The sequence below is a fragment of the Providencia sp. M-27 genome (assembly GCF_011077905.1).
GTDB classification, from domain to species: Bacteria; Pseudomonadota; Gammaproteobacteria; order Enterobacterales; family Enterobacteriaceae; genus Providencia; species Providencia huaxiensis.
This window is the reverse complement of record NZ_JAALBT010000020.1, coordinates 1-17,210: the sequence shown is the minus strand read 5'-3', so window position 1 is coordinate 17,210 and position 17,210 is coordinate 1. Positions and strand designations below refer to the sequence as shown.

The 17,210-nt window shown below is 43.9% G+C and carries 11 protein-coding genes and 1 pseudogene; 2 read left to right on the top strand and 10 right to left on the bottom strand.

What is annotated here, in order from left to right:
- The first annotated feature begins 350 nt into the window (after nt 1–350).
- Together pepT and dcuC are read left to right on the top strand one after the other, a co-directional pair.
- A complete protein-coding gene (gene pepT, locus G6Q48_RS19220; protein WP_102140199.1) occupies nt 351–1,604 on the top strand; it encodes a peptidase T in 1,254 nt (417 codons plus the stop codon).
- Entirely contained in the window at nt 1,601–2,974 is a 1,374-nt protein-coding gene (gene dcuC / locus G6Q48_RS19215; RefSeq protein ID WP_102140200.1) for a C4-dicarboxylate transporter DcuC, read from the top strand. The genes pepT and dcuC overlap by 4 nt, the downstream gene beginning before the upstream one ends.
- A gap of 71 nt (nt 2,975–3,045) precedes the next feature.
- Here dcuC and G6Q48_RS19210 read toward each other — a convergent pair whose 3' ends face one another.
- The 10 genes and pseudogenes from G6Q48_RS19210 to G6Q48_RS19165 form a co-directional block, all read right to left on the bottom strand.
- Nucleotides 3,046–3,906: a VWA domain-containing protein gene (locus tag G6Q48_RS19210; protein ID WP_232368221.1), complete on the bottom strand. Its 861-nt coding sequence runs from the start codon at nt 3,904–3,906 to the stop codon at nt 3,046–3,048.
- A gap of 381 nt (nt 3,907–4,287) precedes the next feature.
- A complete protein-coding gene (rpoC, locus tag G6Q48_RS19205) occupies nt 4,288–8,511 on the bottom strand; it encodes a DNA-directed RNA polymerase subunit beta' (protein ID WP_102140202.1) in 4,224 nt (1,407 codons plus the stop codon).
- A gap of 108 nt (nt 8,512–8,619) precedes the next feature.
- On the bottom strand, nt 8,620–12,648 hold the full coding sequence (gene rpoB, locus G6Q48_RS19200) for a DNA-directed RNA polymerase subunit beta (protein ID WP_102140203.1): 4,029 nt from the start codon (nt 12,646–12,648) through the stop codon (nt 8,620–8,622).
- 358 nt (nt 12,649–13,006) lie between these two features.
- Nucleotides 13,007–13,372, bottom strand: a complete 366-nt coding sequence (gene rplL, locus G6Q48_RS19195; RefSeq protein WP_102140204.1) for a 50S ribosomal protein L7/L12 — start codon at nt 13,370–13,372, stop codon at nt 13,007–13,009.
- Nucleotides 13,373–13,432: 60 nt separating this feature from the next.
- Nucleotides 13,433–13,930, bottom strand: coding sequence for a 50S ribosomal protein L10 (gene rplJ, locus G6Q48_RS19190; RefSeq protein WP_102140205.1), 498 nt, complete (start codon nt 13,928–13,930; stop codon nt 13,433–13,435).
- A gap of 325 nt (nt 13,931–14,255) precedes the next feature.
- A complete protein-coding gene (gene rplA, locus G6Q48_RS19185; protein ID WP_102140206.1) occupies nt 14,256–14,957 on the bottom strand; it encodes a 50S ribosomal protein L1 in 702 nt (233 codons plus the stop codon).
- Between the two features lie 4 nt (nt 14,958–14,961).
- Nucleotides 14,962–15,390, bottom strand: a complete 429-nt coding sequence (gene rplK / locus G6Q48_RS19180; RefSeq protein WP_004264379.1) for a 50S ribosomal protein L11 — start codon at nt 15,388–15,390, stop codon at nt 14,962–14,964.
- A gap of 158 nt (nt 15,391–15,548) precedes the next feature.
- Nucleotides 15,549–16,094, bottom strand: coding sequence for a transcription termination/antitermination protein NusG (gene nusG / locus G6Q48_RS19175; RefSeq protein WP_004264378.1), 546 nt, complete (start codon nt 16,092–16,094; stop codon nt 15,549–15,551).
- On the bottom strand, nt 16,095–16,481 hold the full coding sequence (gene secE / locus G6Q48_RS19170; protein WP_004265885.1) for a preprotein translocase subunit SecE: 387 nt from the start codon (nt 16,479–16,481) through the stop codon (nt 16,095–16,097).
- A 633-nt stretch (nt 16,482–17,114) separates the two neighbouring features.
- A pseudogene (locus G6Q48_RS19165) lies at nt 17,115–17,210 on the bottom strand (EF-Tu/IF-2/RF-3 family GTPase); the annotation flags it as partial.

Below are 17,210 nucleotides of genomic sequence, written 5' to 3'. Positions count from 1 at the left end.
CAAAGATATATATTAATTAAATTTAAGATAGGTCAATTTTAAAACGAAGTGTTAAATAAAATATACATCGTGAAAGAAGATTATCACGCTTTAATATCAATAATTTAACAAAGTTATTTAATAAGAAGAATAAGGCAGGAGTAAAGTCGCCCATTCTAATTCATTATTCAAATAATGCCACTATTAATTATCAATTTTATATTCTCACTAGCATTTCTTAGAAAAATTCAACAGGTCTGATATTCAGAATATCTTTAGTTGTGATAAAAGAATAATACTGTGAAATGAAATTACAGCCACAGATATAACTAATGTAAAACGCATTCTATAAGATGCTGGGGAATAAAAGAATGAATATTGTTGAGCGGTTTATTTCTTACACCAAAATTAACACCACCACTGATAGGGAAAAAGGCGCGGCAGGAATTATGCCTTCCTCAGAAGGACAACGCGTCCTTGCAAAACAGCTGGTTCAAGAGCTAGAAGCTCTCGGCGTTGAAGATATTAAGCTGCGTGACACAGCCATTGTCACCGCAACGTTGCCATCTAACCTTGATTATGATGTGCCGACGGTTGCTTTCTTTGGCCACTTAGACACCAGTGCAGAACAAACCAATGACACTAAAGCACAAATCTTGCCATATACCGGTGAAGATTTGTGTATGAATAAAGAGCTTAATATTTATCTACGTAAGAGTGAGTTCCCTGAACTGGTGAATTATATCGGTGATGACATCATTGTCACTGATGGAACTAGCTTATTAGGCGCTGACGATAAAGCCGCCATTGCCTCTATCATGGATATGCTGCAATACTTTAAGCAAAACCCGGAGATTAAACACGGCACAATTAAAATTGGTTTTGTGCCGGATGAAGAGCAAGGGCTACGTGGCGCTAAAGTTTTCGATGTTAAAGAATTCGGTGCTGATTTTGCCTATACCCTCGACTGCTGCGGTATTGGCGAATTAGTTTATGAAAACTGGAACGCAGGTGATGCCGAAATCATCTTTACAGGTAAATCAGCACACCCAATGTCCGCAAAAGGCAAACTGGTTAACTCATTATTAATGGCGCAAAAATTTATTGCCATGTTACCAGGTGGTGAAGCCCCTGAGTATACAGATGGACGCGAAGGCTATTACTGGGTAAAACAAATGTCAGGTAACAGCGCTCGCACTGTTTTAAAAATGGATGTGCGTGATTTTACCGAAGACGGCTATCGCAAACGTATGGCTTTCTTAAAACAATTAGCAGAGAGCTGCGAAAGCCTTTGGGGCAACGAAAGTGTTGTTTGTAAGCTATCAGACCGCTACTCTAACGTTTACAATAGCCTACAAGGTGACAACCGTTATCCAATCGATATCGCTGTTGATGCCTATCAAGCTTGTGGCATTACGCCAAAAGTGATCCCAATGCGTGGTGGCTATGACGGAGCCGCTTTATCGCAAAATGGATTGCCTTGCCCTAATATCTTCACAGGCGCACATAACTTCCATTCAATCTATGAATACCTGCCAGTGAAATCCCTTTACGCCGCCAGCGATGTACTAAAACAAGTGGTACAAATCACCGCAGAACGCTTCAAACCAGGAGCTAAAGCATGATCCCAATTCTAACGGTTCTGATTATCGTTGTTTTGGTTGCGCGGTTTATTTTGAAGGGATACAAAGCTGAGCCAGTACTGTTAATCGCTGGCTTAGTATTGATGATATTCACCCTAGCCCTTGGCTGGGGGCCTATCCTCCCTAAAAATGTCGCCACCACCGGTATCACTTGGCTCGACCCATTTGAAGTCATGCGAGATTTATTCAGCAGCCGTGCAGCGGATCTCGGTTTAATGATCATGGCATTGATGGGCTTTGCGCACTATATGGACCATATCGGTGCCAATGAAGCGGTAGTTCGTGTTGCAACTAAGCCACTGAAAAATATGCGTTCACCTTACGTATTGCTATTTTTCTCTTTCTTGCTGGCGAGTATCTTGCAATTAGCTATTCCATCAGCGACAGGCTTAGCCGTACTGTTAATGGGTACCATGTTCCCAATTATGATAGGTTTAGGTCTATCACCTGCTTCTGCAGCTGGGGTCATCGCAACGTCTCTTGGGGTAGCCTACACACCAACCGCAATTGATGCTATTCGTGGTGCGAAAGCGGTCGACATGTCTGTCGTTGAGTATGTGCTTTACTATCAGGGCCCTGCAGCGTTAGCTACGGTATTAGTAGTCGGTATTACCCATATTTTCTGGCAACGTCACTGTGACCGTAAGCAAGGCTTTGTTCCCGAGATCGGTAAAGCCATTCAGTCTCATGAAAAAGAGAAAGTGACCAAGTCAGTTCCTGGGTATTATGCACTTCTCCCTATGTTACCCATTATTATGGCGGTAGGAACATCCAATTTGTTCTTTTCCGGTATTCACTTAGATGTCGTGACTATCGTACTGATTGCAATGGCAATCTGTATGGTGATTGAAACTCTTCGTGTACGTAACTTCAAACTGGTTTGTAATGGGTTCCAAACCTTCTTAAACGGAATGGGACACGCATTTAGTAATGTGGTGGGCTTACTGGTTGCAGCTGGGGTATTTGCTCATGGTATCAAAGTCAGTGGTGCTATTGACCAACTGATATTAGGTGCTGAATCTGTCGGTTTACCACCGTTTGCCATGGCGATTGTATTCGCTTTAGTGACCTTAGCAGCCGCAATTATTATGGGCTCTGGTAATGCGCCATTCTTAGCATTCGTTGAACTCATTCCACAAATTGCTCACAGTATGGGCGTTAACCCGATTGCGATGATTTTACCTATGCAACAAGCCTCACACATGGGTCGAGGTATGTCGCCTGTTGCGGGGGTTATTATTGCGGTATCGAGTGGCGCAAAATTGCAGCCGTTTGATGTCGTGAAACGAACCGCGGTACCACTCATGGTTGGTTTTGTAGCTCACTGTGCAATTATTGGTATTTTTTACTAATTACTATATTTACCATTCAATAATTAAAGCGGGAAATATTCCCGCTTTTTACTTTTTCTAGCTAACCAATCCTAATGTTTACACTGGCAGTCTGAGGGGTCATCATGTTTGGGATCAGGGCAGCAAGAATCTATTGTCTTTTTTATAATATCAGACAATGTATTCACGGTATTTATAATGAGTGGCAAGTTTTCACAAACAGAATCGCATTCTGAAAGCCTTCTATCCGGTTTTACTGGTGGCGTTAAGCTATCACACAATATTTCCTGTAAAACCAACGAGAAATTTGCGATCCCAGTGGTATAAATGTATGAGCGTCCGTCGGTTTCTTTGGCTAGTCGTTCATACTCTCGCGTCACGTTATCTCTATCCACCAAGGTCGGAAAGCGATCTAAATTGGTTGGGTTATCATCCGGTGTGCCTTGGTAGGTATACACCTTAATTCCTCTTTCTTGAGCGACGGATATGGCTTCGTTATTTTTTGCGATAGCAGCACGCGTGAGAATTCCACCGCCCCCCTCCATTCCTTCATCACCCAACACAAAAATAGCTCTACGCGCATCATCTCGCCAGTCAAAATGTTTACTTATATCAATAACCGCCCGACATAAATCCTCTTTATTTCCAGCATGATCTCGCCCATCGGATTCTTTAAACGGCAATCTAGCCTGTAGGTCCCTTTCGTTCGCGCCTGTTTTGATTAAATATTCACTGGCAGATTGGTCGAACTTTGTATTTGCCCAAGTCCCTTCGATACCTAAAAATGTCGCCCGAAGGTGGGATGGACACTTTGCTGATGCAGCCTCAATCGTCGCATCAATCTGTTTGCTTAAATCCCCAGCTTCATCAGACATTGAACCACTCGTATCAATAACAACAACTAAGTCTAATGCAATTTGCCCGTTTCCCGTCACGATCTGAGATGTATTCATTACTCCTAATGAATTTGATAGTAATCCATAATAATCCGAAAGGTTGGTTTGATTTGCATCAGTCTGTTCATTTGTCTTTTCTTTATCCATCGCATATTCCTTTTATTTATTTCTATTAAATATTTTTAAAATAATTTTTTATTATTGTTTTTATTACCATTTCTTTTTAATCAAGCAATTTATTATTACTTCTTTTTAGTGCTCGATATATTTCAAAAATAGAAATACGTGTTCAAATAAACTAACACCATAAAAAGACTTTATTGGTGGGGCTGATTGATTTTAATTAGGAAAAATTAATTGATAAAATTATTAGATATAAAAAAAGCCAGTACCTTTCGGCACTGGCTTCAATCAGGAATTTTACAGTAAAATCAGAAATTAGTTCTGATTGTCACTGCTGAAACCTGCATTTAACAGCTCAGCTAAGTTCGCTGTTGCTTCATCTGCACTCACTTGTGGTGCTTCCACAACATCGTTCAGATGACGGCGACGGATACGGTCTTGGTGATACGCAAAACCAGTACCTGCTGGGATCAGACGTCCAACAATAACGTTTTCTTTCAGACCACGTAATTCATCACGTTTACCAGCAACCGCAGCTTCAGTCAGTACGCGCGTCGTTTCTTGGAACGATGCTGCTGAGATAAAGGATTCTGTTGCCAGAGATGCCTTAGTAATACCCAACAGGTCACGAGCAAAGTTAGCTGGAATTTTACCTTCAGTTTCCAGTTTACGATTCGAAACTTTAACACGTGAGTACTCGACTTGTTCACCTTCGAGGAATTCAGAGCTTCCTGCATCCGCGATAGTGACTTTACGCAGCATCTGACGAACGATAACTTCAATGTGTTTATCGTTAATCTTAACGCCTTGTAAGCGGTAAACTTCCTGAACCTCGTTCGTGATATAACGCGTAACAGCATGGACACCACGCAGACGCAGAATATCGTGTGGAGATTCTGGACCATCCGAAACTACGTCACCGCGTTCAACGATCTCACCTTCGAACACGTTGAGCTGACGCCATTTAGGGATCATCTCTTCGTACGGATCGCTACCATCTAATGGTGTGATAACCAGACGACGTTTCCCTTTGGTTTCTTTACCAAACGAGATAATACCGCTGATTTCAGCCAAGATTGCAGGCTCTTTCGGACGACGTGCTTCGAACAAGTCAGCTACGCGTGGCAGACCACCCGTGATATCTTTAGTACCCACAGATTCTTGTGGAATACGCGCTAAGGTATCACCCGCATTGATAGCAACGCCATCGTCTAACTGAACAATTGCTTTACCCGGTAAGAAGTACTGAGTTGGCATGTCTGTGTTAGGGATAAGAACATCGTTACCTTTTGCGTCAATTACACGCAATGCAGGACGTAGGTCTTTACCACCACTAGTACGTTCCGCAGTATCCAGAACAACGATTGAAGACAGACCGGTTAATTCATCAGTCTGACGTGTCATTGTTTGACCATCAAGCATGTCAGAGAAGCTGATGAAACCAGACACTTCACTGACGACTGGCATGGTATGTGGATCCCAGTTCGCAACAGTTTCACCGCCCGTTACTGCATCGCCATCGCCTTTCGTCAAGTGCGCACCGTAAGGGACTTTATAGCTTTCTTTCGTACGGCCAAATTCATCAACCAGACGCAATTCAGTATTACGTGAAGTAATAACCAGTTTGCCTTCTGTGTTAGTAACGAATTTCGCGTTAACCAGTTTCAGAGTACCTGTGTTACGGACTTGAATGCTAGATTCTGCCGCTGCACGAGATGCCGCACCCCCGATGTGGAACGTACGCATCGTTAACTGTGTACCCGGCTCACCGATTGACTGTGCCGCGATAACCCCGATAGCTTCACCTTTGTTGATGATATGACCACGAGCAAGGTCACGACCATAACAGTGAGCACACACACCGAAGTCAGTTTCACAACTTACAACTGAACGAACTTTAACGCTGTCGACGGAGTTAGCTTCTAACAGGTCACACAGTTTTTCGTGCAGTAATGTATTACGTGGAACCAGAATGTCTGCCGTTCCTGGGATCAGGATATCTTCTGCAGTCACACGACCCAATACACGCTCACGCAGTGGTTCTTTAACGTCGCCACCCTCGATAACCGGAGTCATCAGGATACCTTCATGAGTTCCACAGTCGTCTTCAGTCACAACCAAGTCCTGTGCAACGTCAACTAAACGACGAGTCAGATAACCGGAGTTCGCTGTTTTCAATGCGGTATCGGCAAGACCTTTACGCGCACCGTGCGTAGAGATAAAGTACTGAAGAACGTTCAGACCTTCACGGAAGTTTGCCGTGATAGGTGTTTCGATGATGGAGCCATCTGGCTTAGCCATCAGACCACGCATACCTGCTAGCTGACGAATCTGAGCTGCAGAACCACGAGCACCGGAGTCGGCCATCATAAAGATACTGTTGAAAGAAACTTGTTGTTCTTCGACGCCATCACGGTTAATAACCGCTTCAGTCGACAAGTTTTCCATCATCGCTTTAGCAACACGTTCGTTTGCTGCTGCCCAGATATCGATAACTTTGTTGTAACGTTCGCCTGCTGTTACCAGACCAGACTGGAACTGTTCCTGAATTTCTGCAACTTCAGCTTCTGCTTCGGCGATGATCCCAGCTTTTTTCTCTGGAATAACCATATCGTCGATACCAACTGATGCACCAGAACGTGCCGCATAGGCAAAACCGGTATACATGATTTGGTCAGCAAAAATAACCGTAGGCTTCAGGCCCAGAACACGGTAACAGGTGTTCAGCATTTTGGAGATAGCTTTCTTACCTAACGCTTGGTTTACCAGAGCATAAGGCAGACCTTTCGGTACGATCATCCATAAAATTGCACGACCAACAGTGGTGTCAACTAAACCAGTGTTGATTGTGATGTTACCTTCCGAATCTTTTACTTCTTCAGTGATACGGACTTTAACGCGGGCATGCAGTGACGCATGACCTGAACGGTAAACACGCTCAGCTTCTTTAGGACCGGCTAATACCATGCCCTCGCCTTTCGCGTTTACGCAGTCACGTGTCATGTAGTAAAGACCCAATACAACGTCCTGTGAAGGAACGATGATAGGCTCACCACTTGCAGGTGACAGGATGTTGTTGGTTGACATCATCAACGCACGTGCTTCTAACTGAGCTTCCAAAGTCAGAGGAACGTGTACCGCCATTTGGTCACCATCGAAGTCGGCGTTATATGCCGCACAAACGAGTGGGTGCAATTGGATAGCTTTACCTTCGATAAGAATAGGTTCGAAAGCTTGGATACCCAGACGGTGAAGTGTTGGTGCACGGTTCAGCATGACTGGGTGTTCACGGATAACTTCATCCAAGATATCCCAAACAACCGCTTCTTCGCGCTCAACCATTTTCTTCGCAGCTTTAATGGTTGTTGCCAGACCACGTAATTCTAATTTGCCGTAGATGAATGGTTTGAATAACTCAAGAGCCATTTTCTTCGGCAGACCGCACTGATGCAGACGCAGGTATGGACCTACGGTGATAACAGAACGACCTGAGTAGTCAACACGCTTACCAAGTAAGTTCTGACGGAAACGACCTTGTTTACCTTTGATCATATCTGCCAAAGATTTCAGAGGACGTTTGTTAGAACCTGTGATTGCGCGACCACGACGACCGTTATCTAACAGGGCGTCAACGGCTTCTTGCAACATACGTTTTTCGTTACGTACGATGATATCTGGCGCAGCCAGATCCAGAAGACGTTTCAGACGGTTATTACGGTTGATTACGCGACGATACAGATCGTTCAGATCTGATGTTGCGAAACGACCACCATCGAGTGGAACTAATGGACGCAGATCCGGTGGTAATACTGGCAGCACGTTTAAGATCATCCACTCTGGTTTGTTACCAGATTGGATAAATGCTTCCAGCAGTTTGATACGTTTGGTCAGCTTCTTACGCTTAGTTTCAGAGTTAGTTTCGTTTAACTCTTCGCGCAGGGTTTCACACTCGTTCTCAAGATCGAGGTTTTTCAGCAGACCTTGGATTGCTTCCGCACCCATTTTCGCATCAAATTCGTCACCGAACTCTTCCAACGCATCTAAATATTGCTCTTCTGTCAGAATCTGTGCACGCTCAAGGCTAGTCATACCGCCTTCAACAACAACATATGATTCAAAGTACAGAACGCGTTCGATATCACGCAGTGGCATATCGAGCAGTAAACCGATACGGGATGGCAGTGATTTTAAGAACCAAATATGTGCAGTCGGAGAAGCAAGTTCAATGTGCCCCATGCGCTCACGACGGACTTTGGTCTGTGTAACTTCAACGCCACACTTCTCACAAATCACACCACGGTGTTTTAAACGTTTGTACTTACCGCACAGACATTCGTAGTCTTTTACTGGCCCGAAAATACGCGCACAGAAAAGACCGTCACGCTCAGGCTTGAACGTACGGTAGTTAATGGTTTCTGGCTTTTTAACTTCACCGAATGACCATGAACGGATCATATCAGGTGATGCCAGAGCAATCTTGATAGCATCAAACTCTTCGGTCTTGGTTTGCGCTTTCAGAAACTTTATTAAGTCTTTCACAAAATGCTCCTGTCGGAGTTAGACCTGTCAGGTGAGTGTTCAAAGACACTCTCCCCAAATCCCAGTGCTTACATGTGCCGAAAGGCGAACCTTTCGGCATAAAACGAATTACTCGTCTTCCAGCTCGATGTTGATACCCAGAGAACGGATTTCTTTCAGCAATACGTTGAAAGATTCCGGCATACCAGGTTCCATCTGATGGCTGCCATCGACGATGTTTTTATACATCTTCGTACGGCCGTTAACGTCATCCGATTTAACTGTAAGCATTTCTTGAAGAGTATAGGCTGCACCGTATGCTTCCAGTGCCCACACTTCCATCTCCCCGAAACGCTGACCACCGAACTGCGCTTTACCACCCAGCGGTTGCTGAGTAACCAAGCTATAAGAACCAGTTGAACGGGCGTGCATCTTATCGTCAACCAAGTGGTTCAGTTTCAGCATATACATATAACCAACGGTAACTTGACGCTCAAATTTCTCGCCAGTACGACCATCGAATAATGTAATCTGACCTGAAGTTGGCAGACCACCCAATTTCAGCAGTTCTTTGATTTCTTTCTCTTTCGCACCATCAAATACTGGTGTCGCAATTGGCATACCTTTTTTCAGGTTCTCAGCCAAACGCATAACTTCTTCGTCAGAGAAAGTATTCAAGTCAACTTTCTGGCGTGGATCATCACCTAAATCGTACGCTTTTTGGATAAACTCACGCAGTTTGGCAACTTCTTCTTGCTGTTTAAGCATAGCATTGATTTTTTCACCAATACCTTTCGCAGCCATCCCTAAGTGGGTTTCCAAAATCTGACCGATGTTCATACGTGATGGTACGCCCAGCGGGTTCAGAACGATGTCAACTGGGTTACCGTTTTCATCATAAGGCATGTCTTCAACTGGGTTGATTTTTGAGATAACACCTTTGTTACCATGGCGACCCGCCATTTTATCACCCGGTTGAATTTGACGTTTAACCGCCAGATAAACCTTAACAATTTTCAGTACACCAGGTGCTAAGTCATCACCTTGAGTAATTTTACGACGTTTTGCATCGAGTTTTTTCTCAAACTCAGATTTCAGTTCGTCATACTGTTCAGCTAATTGCTCTAACTGGTTTTGCTTCTCTTCGTCTGCTAAAGATAACTCTAACCAACGATCGCGAGGCAGTTTGTCCAGTTTTTCAGCTTCAATTCCGCCGTTAACCAGTACAGAACGGATACGAGCAAACAGGCCAGCTTCGAAAATACGCAGCTCTTCTGTTAAGTCTTTCTTCGCATCACGTAACTGAGTTTCTTCGATCTCTAATGCACGTTTGTCTTTCTCTACACCGTCACGGGTAAATACTTGTACGTCAATAACCGTACCAGAAACACCGTTAGGAACACGTAAAGAAGAGTCTTTAACGTCTGATGCTTTTTCACCGAAGATAGCACGTAACAGTTTCTCTTCTGGCGTCAGCTGAGTTTCACCTTTAGGTGTGACTTTACCAACCAGAATGTCGCCGCCTTTCACTTCCGCACCGATATACACGATACCGGATTCGTCAAGTTTAGACAGAGCAGCTTCACCGACGTTTGGAATATCTGCAGTGATTTCTTCAGGCCCTAATTTAGTGTCACGAGACACACAAGAGAGTTCCTGAATATGAATAGTAGTGAAACGGTCTTCTTGAACAACACGCTCAGAAACTAAGATGGAGTCTTCGAAGTTATAACCATTCCATGGCATGAATGCCACGCGCATGTTTTGACCAAGTGCTAATTCGCCGAGGTCTGTTGAAGGACCATCTGCTAACACGTCACCACGTTCAACTGGCTCACCTAAAGATACGCAAGGCATCTGGCTAATACAGGTGTTCTGGTTAGAACGAGTATATTTAGTCAGGTTATAAATATCGATTCCAGCTTCGCCCGGATACATCTCATCTTCGTTAACTTTGATAACGATACGAGACGCATCAACGTACTGAACTGAACCACCACGTCTTGCAACAGCGGTAACACCTGAGTCAACCGCTACTGCACGTTCCATACCCGTACCAACTAATGGTTTGTCAGCACGCAGAGTAGGAACCGCTTGACGTTGCATGTTCGCACCCATCAATGCACGGTTGGCGTCATCGTGTTCAAGGAATGGGATCAGTGACGCACCAACAGAAACAACCTGTTGAGTCGAAACGTCCATATACTCAACCTGTTCACGGCTGAATAAACTTGATTCACCTTTGTTACGGCAAGTAATCAGTTCTTCAACGAAGCTACCATCATCACCTAAAACGGTGTTTGCCTGAGCAATGATGAAATTACCTTCTTCAATTGCAGACAGATAATGGATTTCGTCTGTAACTAGACCATCACGCACTAAACGGTATGGGGTTTCTAAGAAACCATACTCATTGGTCTGTGCATAAACAGATAATGAGTTGATCAGACCGATGTTCGGACCTTCAGGCGTTTCGATAGGACAGACACGACCGTAGTGAGTTGGGTGAACGTCACGTACTTCGAAGCCCGCACGCTCACGAGTCAGACCACCTGGGCCTAACGCAGAGATACGACGTTTGTGCGTAATTTCAGACAGTGGGTTGTTCTGGTCCATAAATTGGGACAGCTGGCTAGAACCAAAGAACTCTTTCACTGCGGCTGAAATTGGTTTCGCGTTGATCATATCTTGTGGCATTAATGCATCGAGGTCGCCCAGAGAAAGACGCTCTTTCACTGCACGCTCAACACGAACCAGACCTACACGGAATTGGTTCTCAGCCATTTCGCCAACGGAACGAATACGACGGTTACCTAAGTGGTCGATATCATCCACTTCGCCTTTACCGTTACGGATATCGATGAGTTTACGCATAACATCAATGATGTCTTCTTCACTCAGGATACCTGAACCTTCAATTTCTTCACGGTTCAGTGAACGGTTGAACTTCATACGACCTACCGCAGACAAGTCGTAACGGTCTTCAGAGAAGAACAGGTTCTCGAACAGGTTTTCTGCAGCTTCGCGGGTTGGTGGCTCACCAGGACGCATCATGCGGTAGATTTCTACCAATGCACTCAGACGGTCGTTAGTTGGGTCGACACGAACGGTTTCAGAAATGTAAGCACCGTGGTCTAAGTCATTGGTAAACAATGTTTCGATTGTTTTATGACCAGACTGGCTCAGACGTGCCAACATGTCTAAAGAAAGTTCCATGTTCGCTGCACAAATCAGCTCACCGGTGCTTTCATCAATGTAGTCTCTAGCAACAACTTTACCTGCGATATATTCAACAGGTACTTCGATGCTATTGATTTCTTCTTTTTCTAACTGACGAATATGACGTGCAGTGATACGGCGGCCTTTTTCTACATAGACTTTACCGTTCGCTTCGATATCAAAAGAAGCAGTTTCACCACGCAGACGCTCAGGAACCAGCGTCATCATCAGTTTATTATCACGGATTTGGAATACAGTTTTGTCGAAGAACAGATTTAAGATTTCTTCGGTGTTGTAATCCATTGCACGCAGAATAATGGTCGCAGGTAATTTACGGCGACGGTCAATACGTACAAACAGGTTATCTTTCGGGTCAAATTCGAAATCAAGCCATGAACCACGGTAAGGGATAATACGTGCGTTATAAAGCACTTTACCTGAAGAGTGTGTTTTACCTTTATCGCTGTCAAAGAATACACCCGGACTACGGTGTAACTGAGAAACGATAACACGCTCAGTACCGTTGATAACGAAAGTTCCGTTTTCAGTCATGAGTGGAATTTCACCCATGTAGACTTCTTGTTCTTTGATGTCTTTAACAGTTCCTTCCGGTGCTTCACGCTCATAAACGATGAGACGCAATTTCACACGCAAAGGCGCAGAGTAAGTTACACCGCGAATTTGACATTCTTTAACATCAAAAACAGGCTCGCCTAAACGATAGCTGACATATTGTAATTCAGCATTACCGCTGTAGCTCTGAATTGGAAACACAGAACGGAAAGCTGCTTCCAGCCCATTCTGGCCATCAGGATCTTGCTCGATAAACTTCTGGAACGAGTCAAGTTGGATAGAAAGGAGATAAGGTATGTCCAAAACTTGTGGACGTTTACCAAAATCCTTACGAATACGTTTTTTCTCGGTATAGGAGTAAACCATAGGTTTCCTCAGCTCGTTGATCAGTGACCCAAGTGGTTAGCTCTTAATGTAAGAGACTGAACCGCAACGCGTTTTTTATAAGAAACGGAAAATGAATACTTTCCTTAATACTCATTGCTATTACTCTTAAATCATTTCATTGCGTCACTTTTGCTACCGAGCTACCCGAGCGGGTCGTAGCGAAGAACACAGTATATTAAGTCGTCAATAGAAAGAAGTATTGGAGGGTTGTTGTTAACATTAAAACTGCGTGAAAAGCTGTTAACACCCATCACGCTTTACAGCGCAAAAAGGCTGGTGATTAAAAAATCACCAGCCATCAGCCTAATTAGACTAGGCTGCGTTCTTGAAGTTGAACTTATTTAAGTTCAACAGAAGCGCCTGCTTCTTCAAGAGCTTTCTTCAGAGTTTCAGCTTCATCTTTGCTTGCAGCTTCTTTGATAGTAGCTGGAGCAGATTCTACCATGTCTTTAGCTTCTTTTAAGCCAAGACCGGTTGCGCCACGTACTGCTTTGATAACTGCAACTTTGTTACCGCCGATAGCAGACAGAACAACGTCGAATTCAGTTTTTTCTTCAGCAGCTTCAGCTGGGCCCGCAGCAACAGCAACAGCTGCAGCAGCAGAAACGCCGAATTTTTCTTCCATCATAGTAATCAGTTCAACAACGTCCATTACAGACATTTCTGCAACTGCATCAAGGATTTGGTCTTTAGTGATAGACATAACAAGTGTTCCTAAAATTCAGAAATAGTTTATACGTTAAAAAGCAACGAAGGAAAGGGCTTATGCAGCTTCTTTCTGATCGCGCAGAGCAGCCAGAGTACGAACCAATTTGCCGGCAGCGGCTTCTTTCATGGTTGCCATCAGGCGTGCGATTGCTTCATCGTAAGTTGGGAGAGTTGCCAGACGATCGATATCTTTCGCTTGGATTAACTCACCTTCAAAGGCCGCAGCTTTAATCTCAAATGCTGGATTCGCTTTCGCGAACTCTTTGAACAGACGAGCGCCAGCGCCCGGGTGTTCGTTAGAGAAAGCAATTAAGGTTGGACCGACAAACACGTCTTTCAGTACATCATAAGAAGTACCTTCAACAGCACGGCGGATCAGTGTATTACGAACAACACGGATATAAACGCCAGCTTCGCGACCTGCTTTACGCAGTTCAGTCATTTTTGCTACAGTTACGCCGCGTGAATCGGCAACAACTGCAGAAAGCGCGCCTTTGGCTACTTCGCTGACTTCAGCAACAATCGCTTGTTTGTCTTGAAGATTTAGTGCCATTAGCTTCTTGCTCCTGGATTAACCGGGAAACCCCGGGACTCACATCACTCAGATACAACATGTACTTGAGCGCTAAAACACGGTGAGCAGAATAGAATCCAGAATAAAATTCTAGGCATCTCTGTCACCGTCTACGCAGGTAAATTAAGTAGCTAATAATAACCACACCTGCGGTCTTGGACGGGGTCTGGAAAGGCCAGACTCCATACCGAAATTTGTGGTTTGTTGAGTATATCGCTATACCCAACAAACTCAAGGCGTCAAATTTTATACAAAATTGACGCAAAGGTAAAGCCTAATTACTGATTAGCCGAAGCTATAGCAATTAAACTGTCGCTGACAGACCAGCTTGGTCAACAGCAACACCTGCACCCATAGTGGTAGACAGGCTAACTTTCTTGATGAAAACACCTTTAGCTGAAGCTGGTTTTGCTTTTTTCAGTGCAATCAGCAGAGCTTCTAAGTTTTCTTTCAGTTTGTCAGCGTCGAAATCAACTTTACCGATAGTGGTATGGATGATTCCGTTTTTGTCGTTACGGTAACGAACCTGACCTGCTTTAGCATTGTTAACTGCTTCAGCAACGTTAGGAGTTACAGTACCAACTTTCGGGTTTGGCATCAGACCACGTGGGCCCAGAACTTGACCTAATTGGCCAACAACGCGCATTGCATCTGGAGAAGCAATAACAACGTCAAAGTCCATTTCACCAGCTTTGATTTTATCAGCCAGATCTTCCATACCTACCAGTTCAGCGCCTGCAGCTTTAGCAGCTTCAGCGTTTGCGCCTTGTGCGAACACAGCAACGCGAACTGAACGGCCAGTACCGTGTGGCAGTACAGTTGCACCGCGAACGTTTTGGTCAGATTTACGAGCATCGATGCCCAGGTTGATAGCTACGTCAACGCTTTCTACGAATTTAGCAGTTGCTAATTCTTTCAGCAGTGCAACGGCTTCATTGATGTCATACTGTTTAGTTACATCAACTTTTTCACGGATATTGCGCATGCGCTTAGTCAGTTTAGCCATTGTCTTAGTCCTCCACTACCAGGCCCATGGAACGAGCAGTACCTTCAATTGAACGCATCATTGCGTCAACATCAGCACCAGTCATGTCCGCAGCTTTAGTTTCAGCGATTTCGCGAATCTGAGCAGAGGTCACTTTACCAACTTTATCTTTGTTAGGCTTGCCTGAACCAGACTTAACGCCAGCTGCTTTTTTCAGCAGAACTGCTGCAGGTGGAGTTTTGGTAACGAAAGTGAAAGAACGGTCTGCGTAAACAGTAATAACAACAGGAATTGGTAAACCTTTTTCCAGGCTGTCTGTTTTTGCGTTGAACGCTTTACAGAATTCCATGATGTTAACACCTTGTTGACCCAGTGCTGGACCAACCGGTGGACTTGGGTTCGCCATACCAGCTGCAACTTGCAGCTTAACGTAGGCTTGAACTTTCTTAGCCATGATATTTCCTCTAGATGGGTGATAGCGCCTTACGGTTTGCAAGGCTCCCCGTTACATTAAACATGCCCCGCACATTAATTTGCGCCGAACATAAAAACAAAAGGCGCGAAATTGTAGTCAAATTTCACGCCTTTTGCAAGTCAGTTTTGTCGTTTAGATTAGGCTTTCTCTACCTGACCAAAATCCAATTCGACTGGAGTTGCACGACCAAAGATAGAAACAGAGACTTTCAAGCGGCTCTTTTCATAATCAATTTCTTCAACAACACCGTTAAAGTCAGCAAATGGGCCTTCGCTAACACGAACCATTTCACCTGGTTCAAACAGTGTTTTCGGACGTGGCTTATCACCAACTTGTTGTAAGCGGTTCATAATAGCATCAACTTCTTTATCGCTAATTGGCGCTGGACGATCTGACGTTCCGCCAATGAACCCCATTACACGCGGTACACTACGTACTAAGTGCCAAGAGTCATCATTCATGACCATTTGGACTAAGACATAGCCTGGGAAGAATTTGCGTTCACTCTTACGGCGCTGACCGCTACGGATTTCAACAACTTCTTCTGTTGGAACCATAACTTCGCCAAAAGAATCTTCCATAGCATGTAATTTGATATGTTCACGTAAAGACTGTGCTACGCGACCTTCAAAACCAGAGAATGCCTGAATGACATACCAGCGCTTTTTAGGTGAATCGGACATTTAGAATAACCTCAGGCTTGTAATAAATGAAACTAAACGCACCAGGATACCATCGAGTCCCCACAGTATTAATGACATTACAGCCGTTACTGCAGCAACAATTAAAGTAGTTTGTAATGTTTCCTGGCGAGTAGGCCAAATGACTTTTCTCATCTCGACGCGAGCTTCGCGTGCAAACGCCAGTGTAGCTTTACCTTTTGTGGTCCATAAAGCGACAGCACCTGCAATAGCGACAACAGCCACAACTGCAAAAGCACGCAGCGCGAGATTATATTGACGGAAGTAATAATTACCAACAATAGCAATTATTAATAAGGCACAGACAATGACCCACTTGAAGATGTCTGCACTGCGTCCACTTCCTTGAGCTTCGCTATTCGCACTCATAATTCAACCTGTTACCATGAAGTATGTACAAAGCCTGCTTGTTTACAAAGGTAAAACAACCAAGCCAAACCAATAGAATATGCCAACATATCCCTCAATTACTACAAACTAAGCCTGCAAAATTTGATAGGGATATCAATAGCATCACCTGCGATCTAAAAGTAATTAGCCTTGTTAATGGAGGTAATTAGCGTTATTCGTTCTGCAAATACAACAAGTTGCAGTAACATTTTATTTCGCAAGTACTACTTGTATGTCAGTACTATCACTTTACAAGTGTTACCCATTTCACAAGTGCTATTCCATTTTGCAGGAATTTCAGCATGCTCAGCAAATTTTTAACTGCACCAAGTAAGAAAATAACTTTCTTTTTGTGGCAGCGGTAAAATATACCATATCTTCCGAGCAAAACCTTAATAAATCTCATATAACTGCGTAAAGGAACCTGTGCAGTTATCAATTCGTTATTTCAGAGCCTATCTCACCAATAATTATACAAATGATTGATGAGATAGGTTCTTCATTTTGCAACGTCTGAATTTTGCAATGCCTAAATTTTGTAACGTATAAAAAGGACGTCTATTAGACGCCCTTTTTTACTAAGTAGTTCTTTCTTATTCAGAAAGAGCGGTATTATGCAATAATTTTTGCAACAACACCCGCACCTACAGTACGGCCACCTTCACGGATTGCGAAACGTAAACCGTCGTCCATCGCGATTGGGTGGAT

What these genes read in the sequence shown, in the direction of transcription:
- pepT (WP_102140199.1), top strand. Translation starts at nt 351, where the DNA reads ATGAATATTGTTGAGCGGTTTATTTCTTACACCAAAATTAACACCACC.
- dcuC (WP_102140200.1), top strand. Translation starts at nt 1,601, where the DNA reads ATGATCCCAATTCTAACGGTTCTGATTATCGTTGTTTTGGTTGCGCGG.
- G6Q48_RS19210 (WP_232368221.1), bottom strand. Translation starts at nt 3,906, where the DNA reads ATGAATACATCTCAGATCGTGACGGGAAACGGGCAAATTGCATTAGAC.
- rpoB (WP_102140203.1), bottom strand. Translation starts at nt 12,648, where the DNA reads ATGGTTTACTCCTATACCGAGAAAAAACGTATTCGTAAGGATTTTGGT.
- rplL (WP_102140204.1), bottom strand. Translation starts at nt 13,372, where the DNA reads ATGTCTATCACTAAAGACCAAATCCTTGATGCAGTTGCAGAAATGTCT.
- rplJ (WP_102140205.1), bottom strand. Translation starts at nt 13,930, where the DNA reads ATGGCACTAAATCTTCAAGACAAACAAGCGATTGTTGCTGAAGTCAGC.
- rplA (WP_102140206.1), bottom strand. Translation starts at nt 14,957, where the DNA reads ATGGCTAAACTGACTAAGCGCATGCGCAATATCCGTGAAAAAGTTGAT.
- rplK (WP_004264379.1), bottom strand. Translation starts at nt 15,390, where the DNA reads ATGGCTAAGAAAGTTCAAGCCTACGTTAAGCTGCAAGTTGCAGCTGGT.
- nusG (WP_004264378.1), bottom strand. Translation starts at nt 16,094, where the DNA reads ATGTCCGATTCACCTAAAAAGCGCTGGTATGTCATTCAGGCATTCTCT.
- secE (WP_004265885.1), bottom strand. Translation starts at nt 16,481, where the DNA reads ATGAGTGCGAATAGCGAAGCTCAAGGAAGTGGACGCAGTGCAGACATC.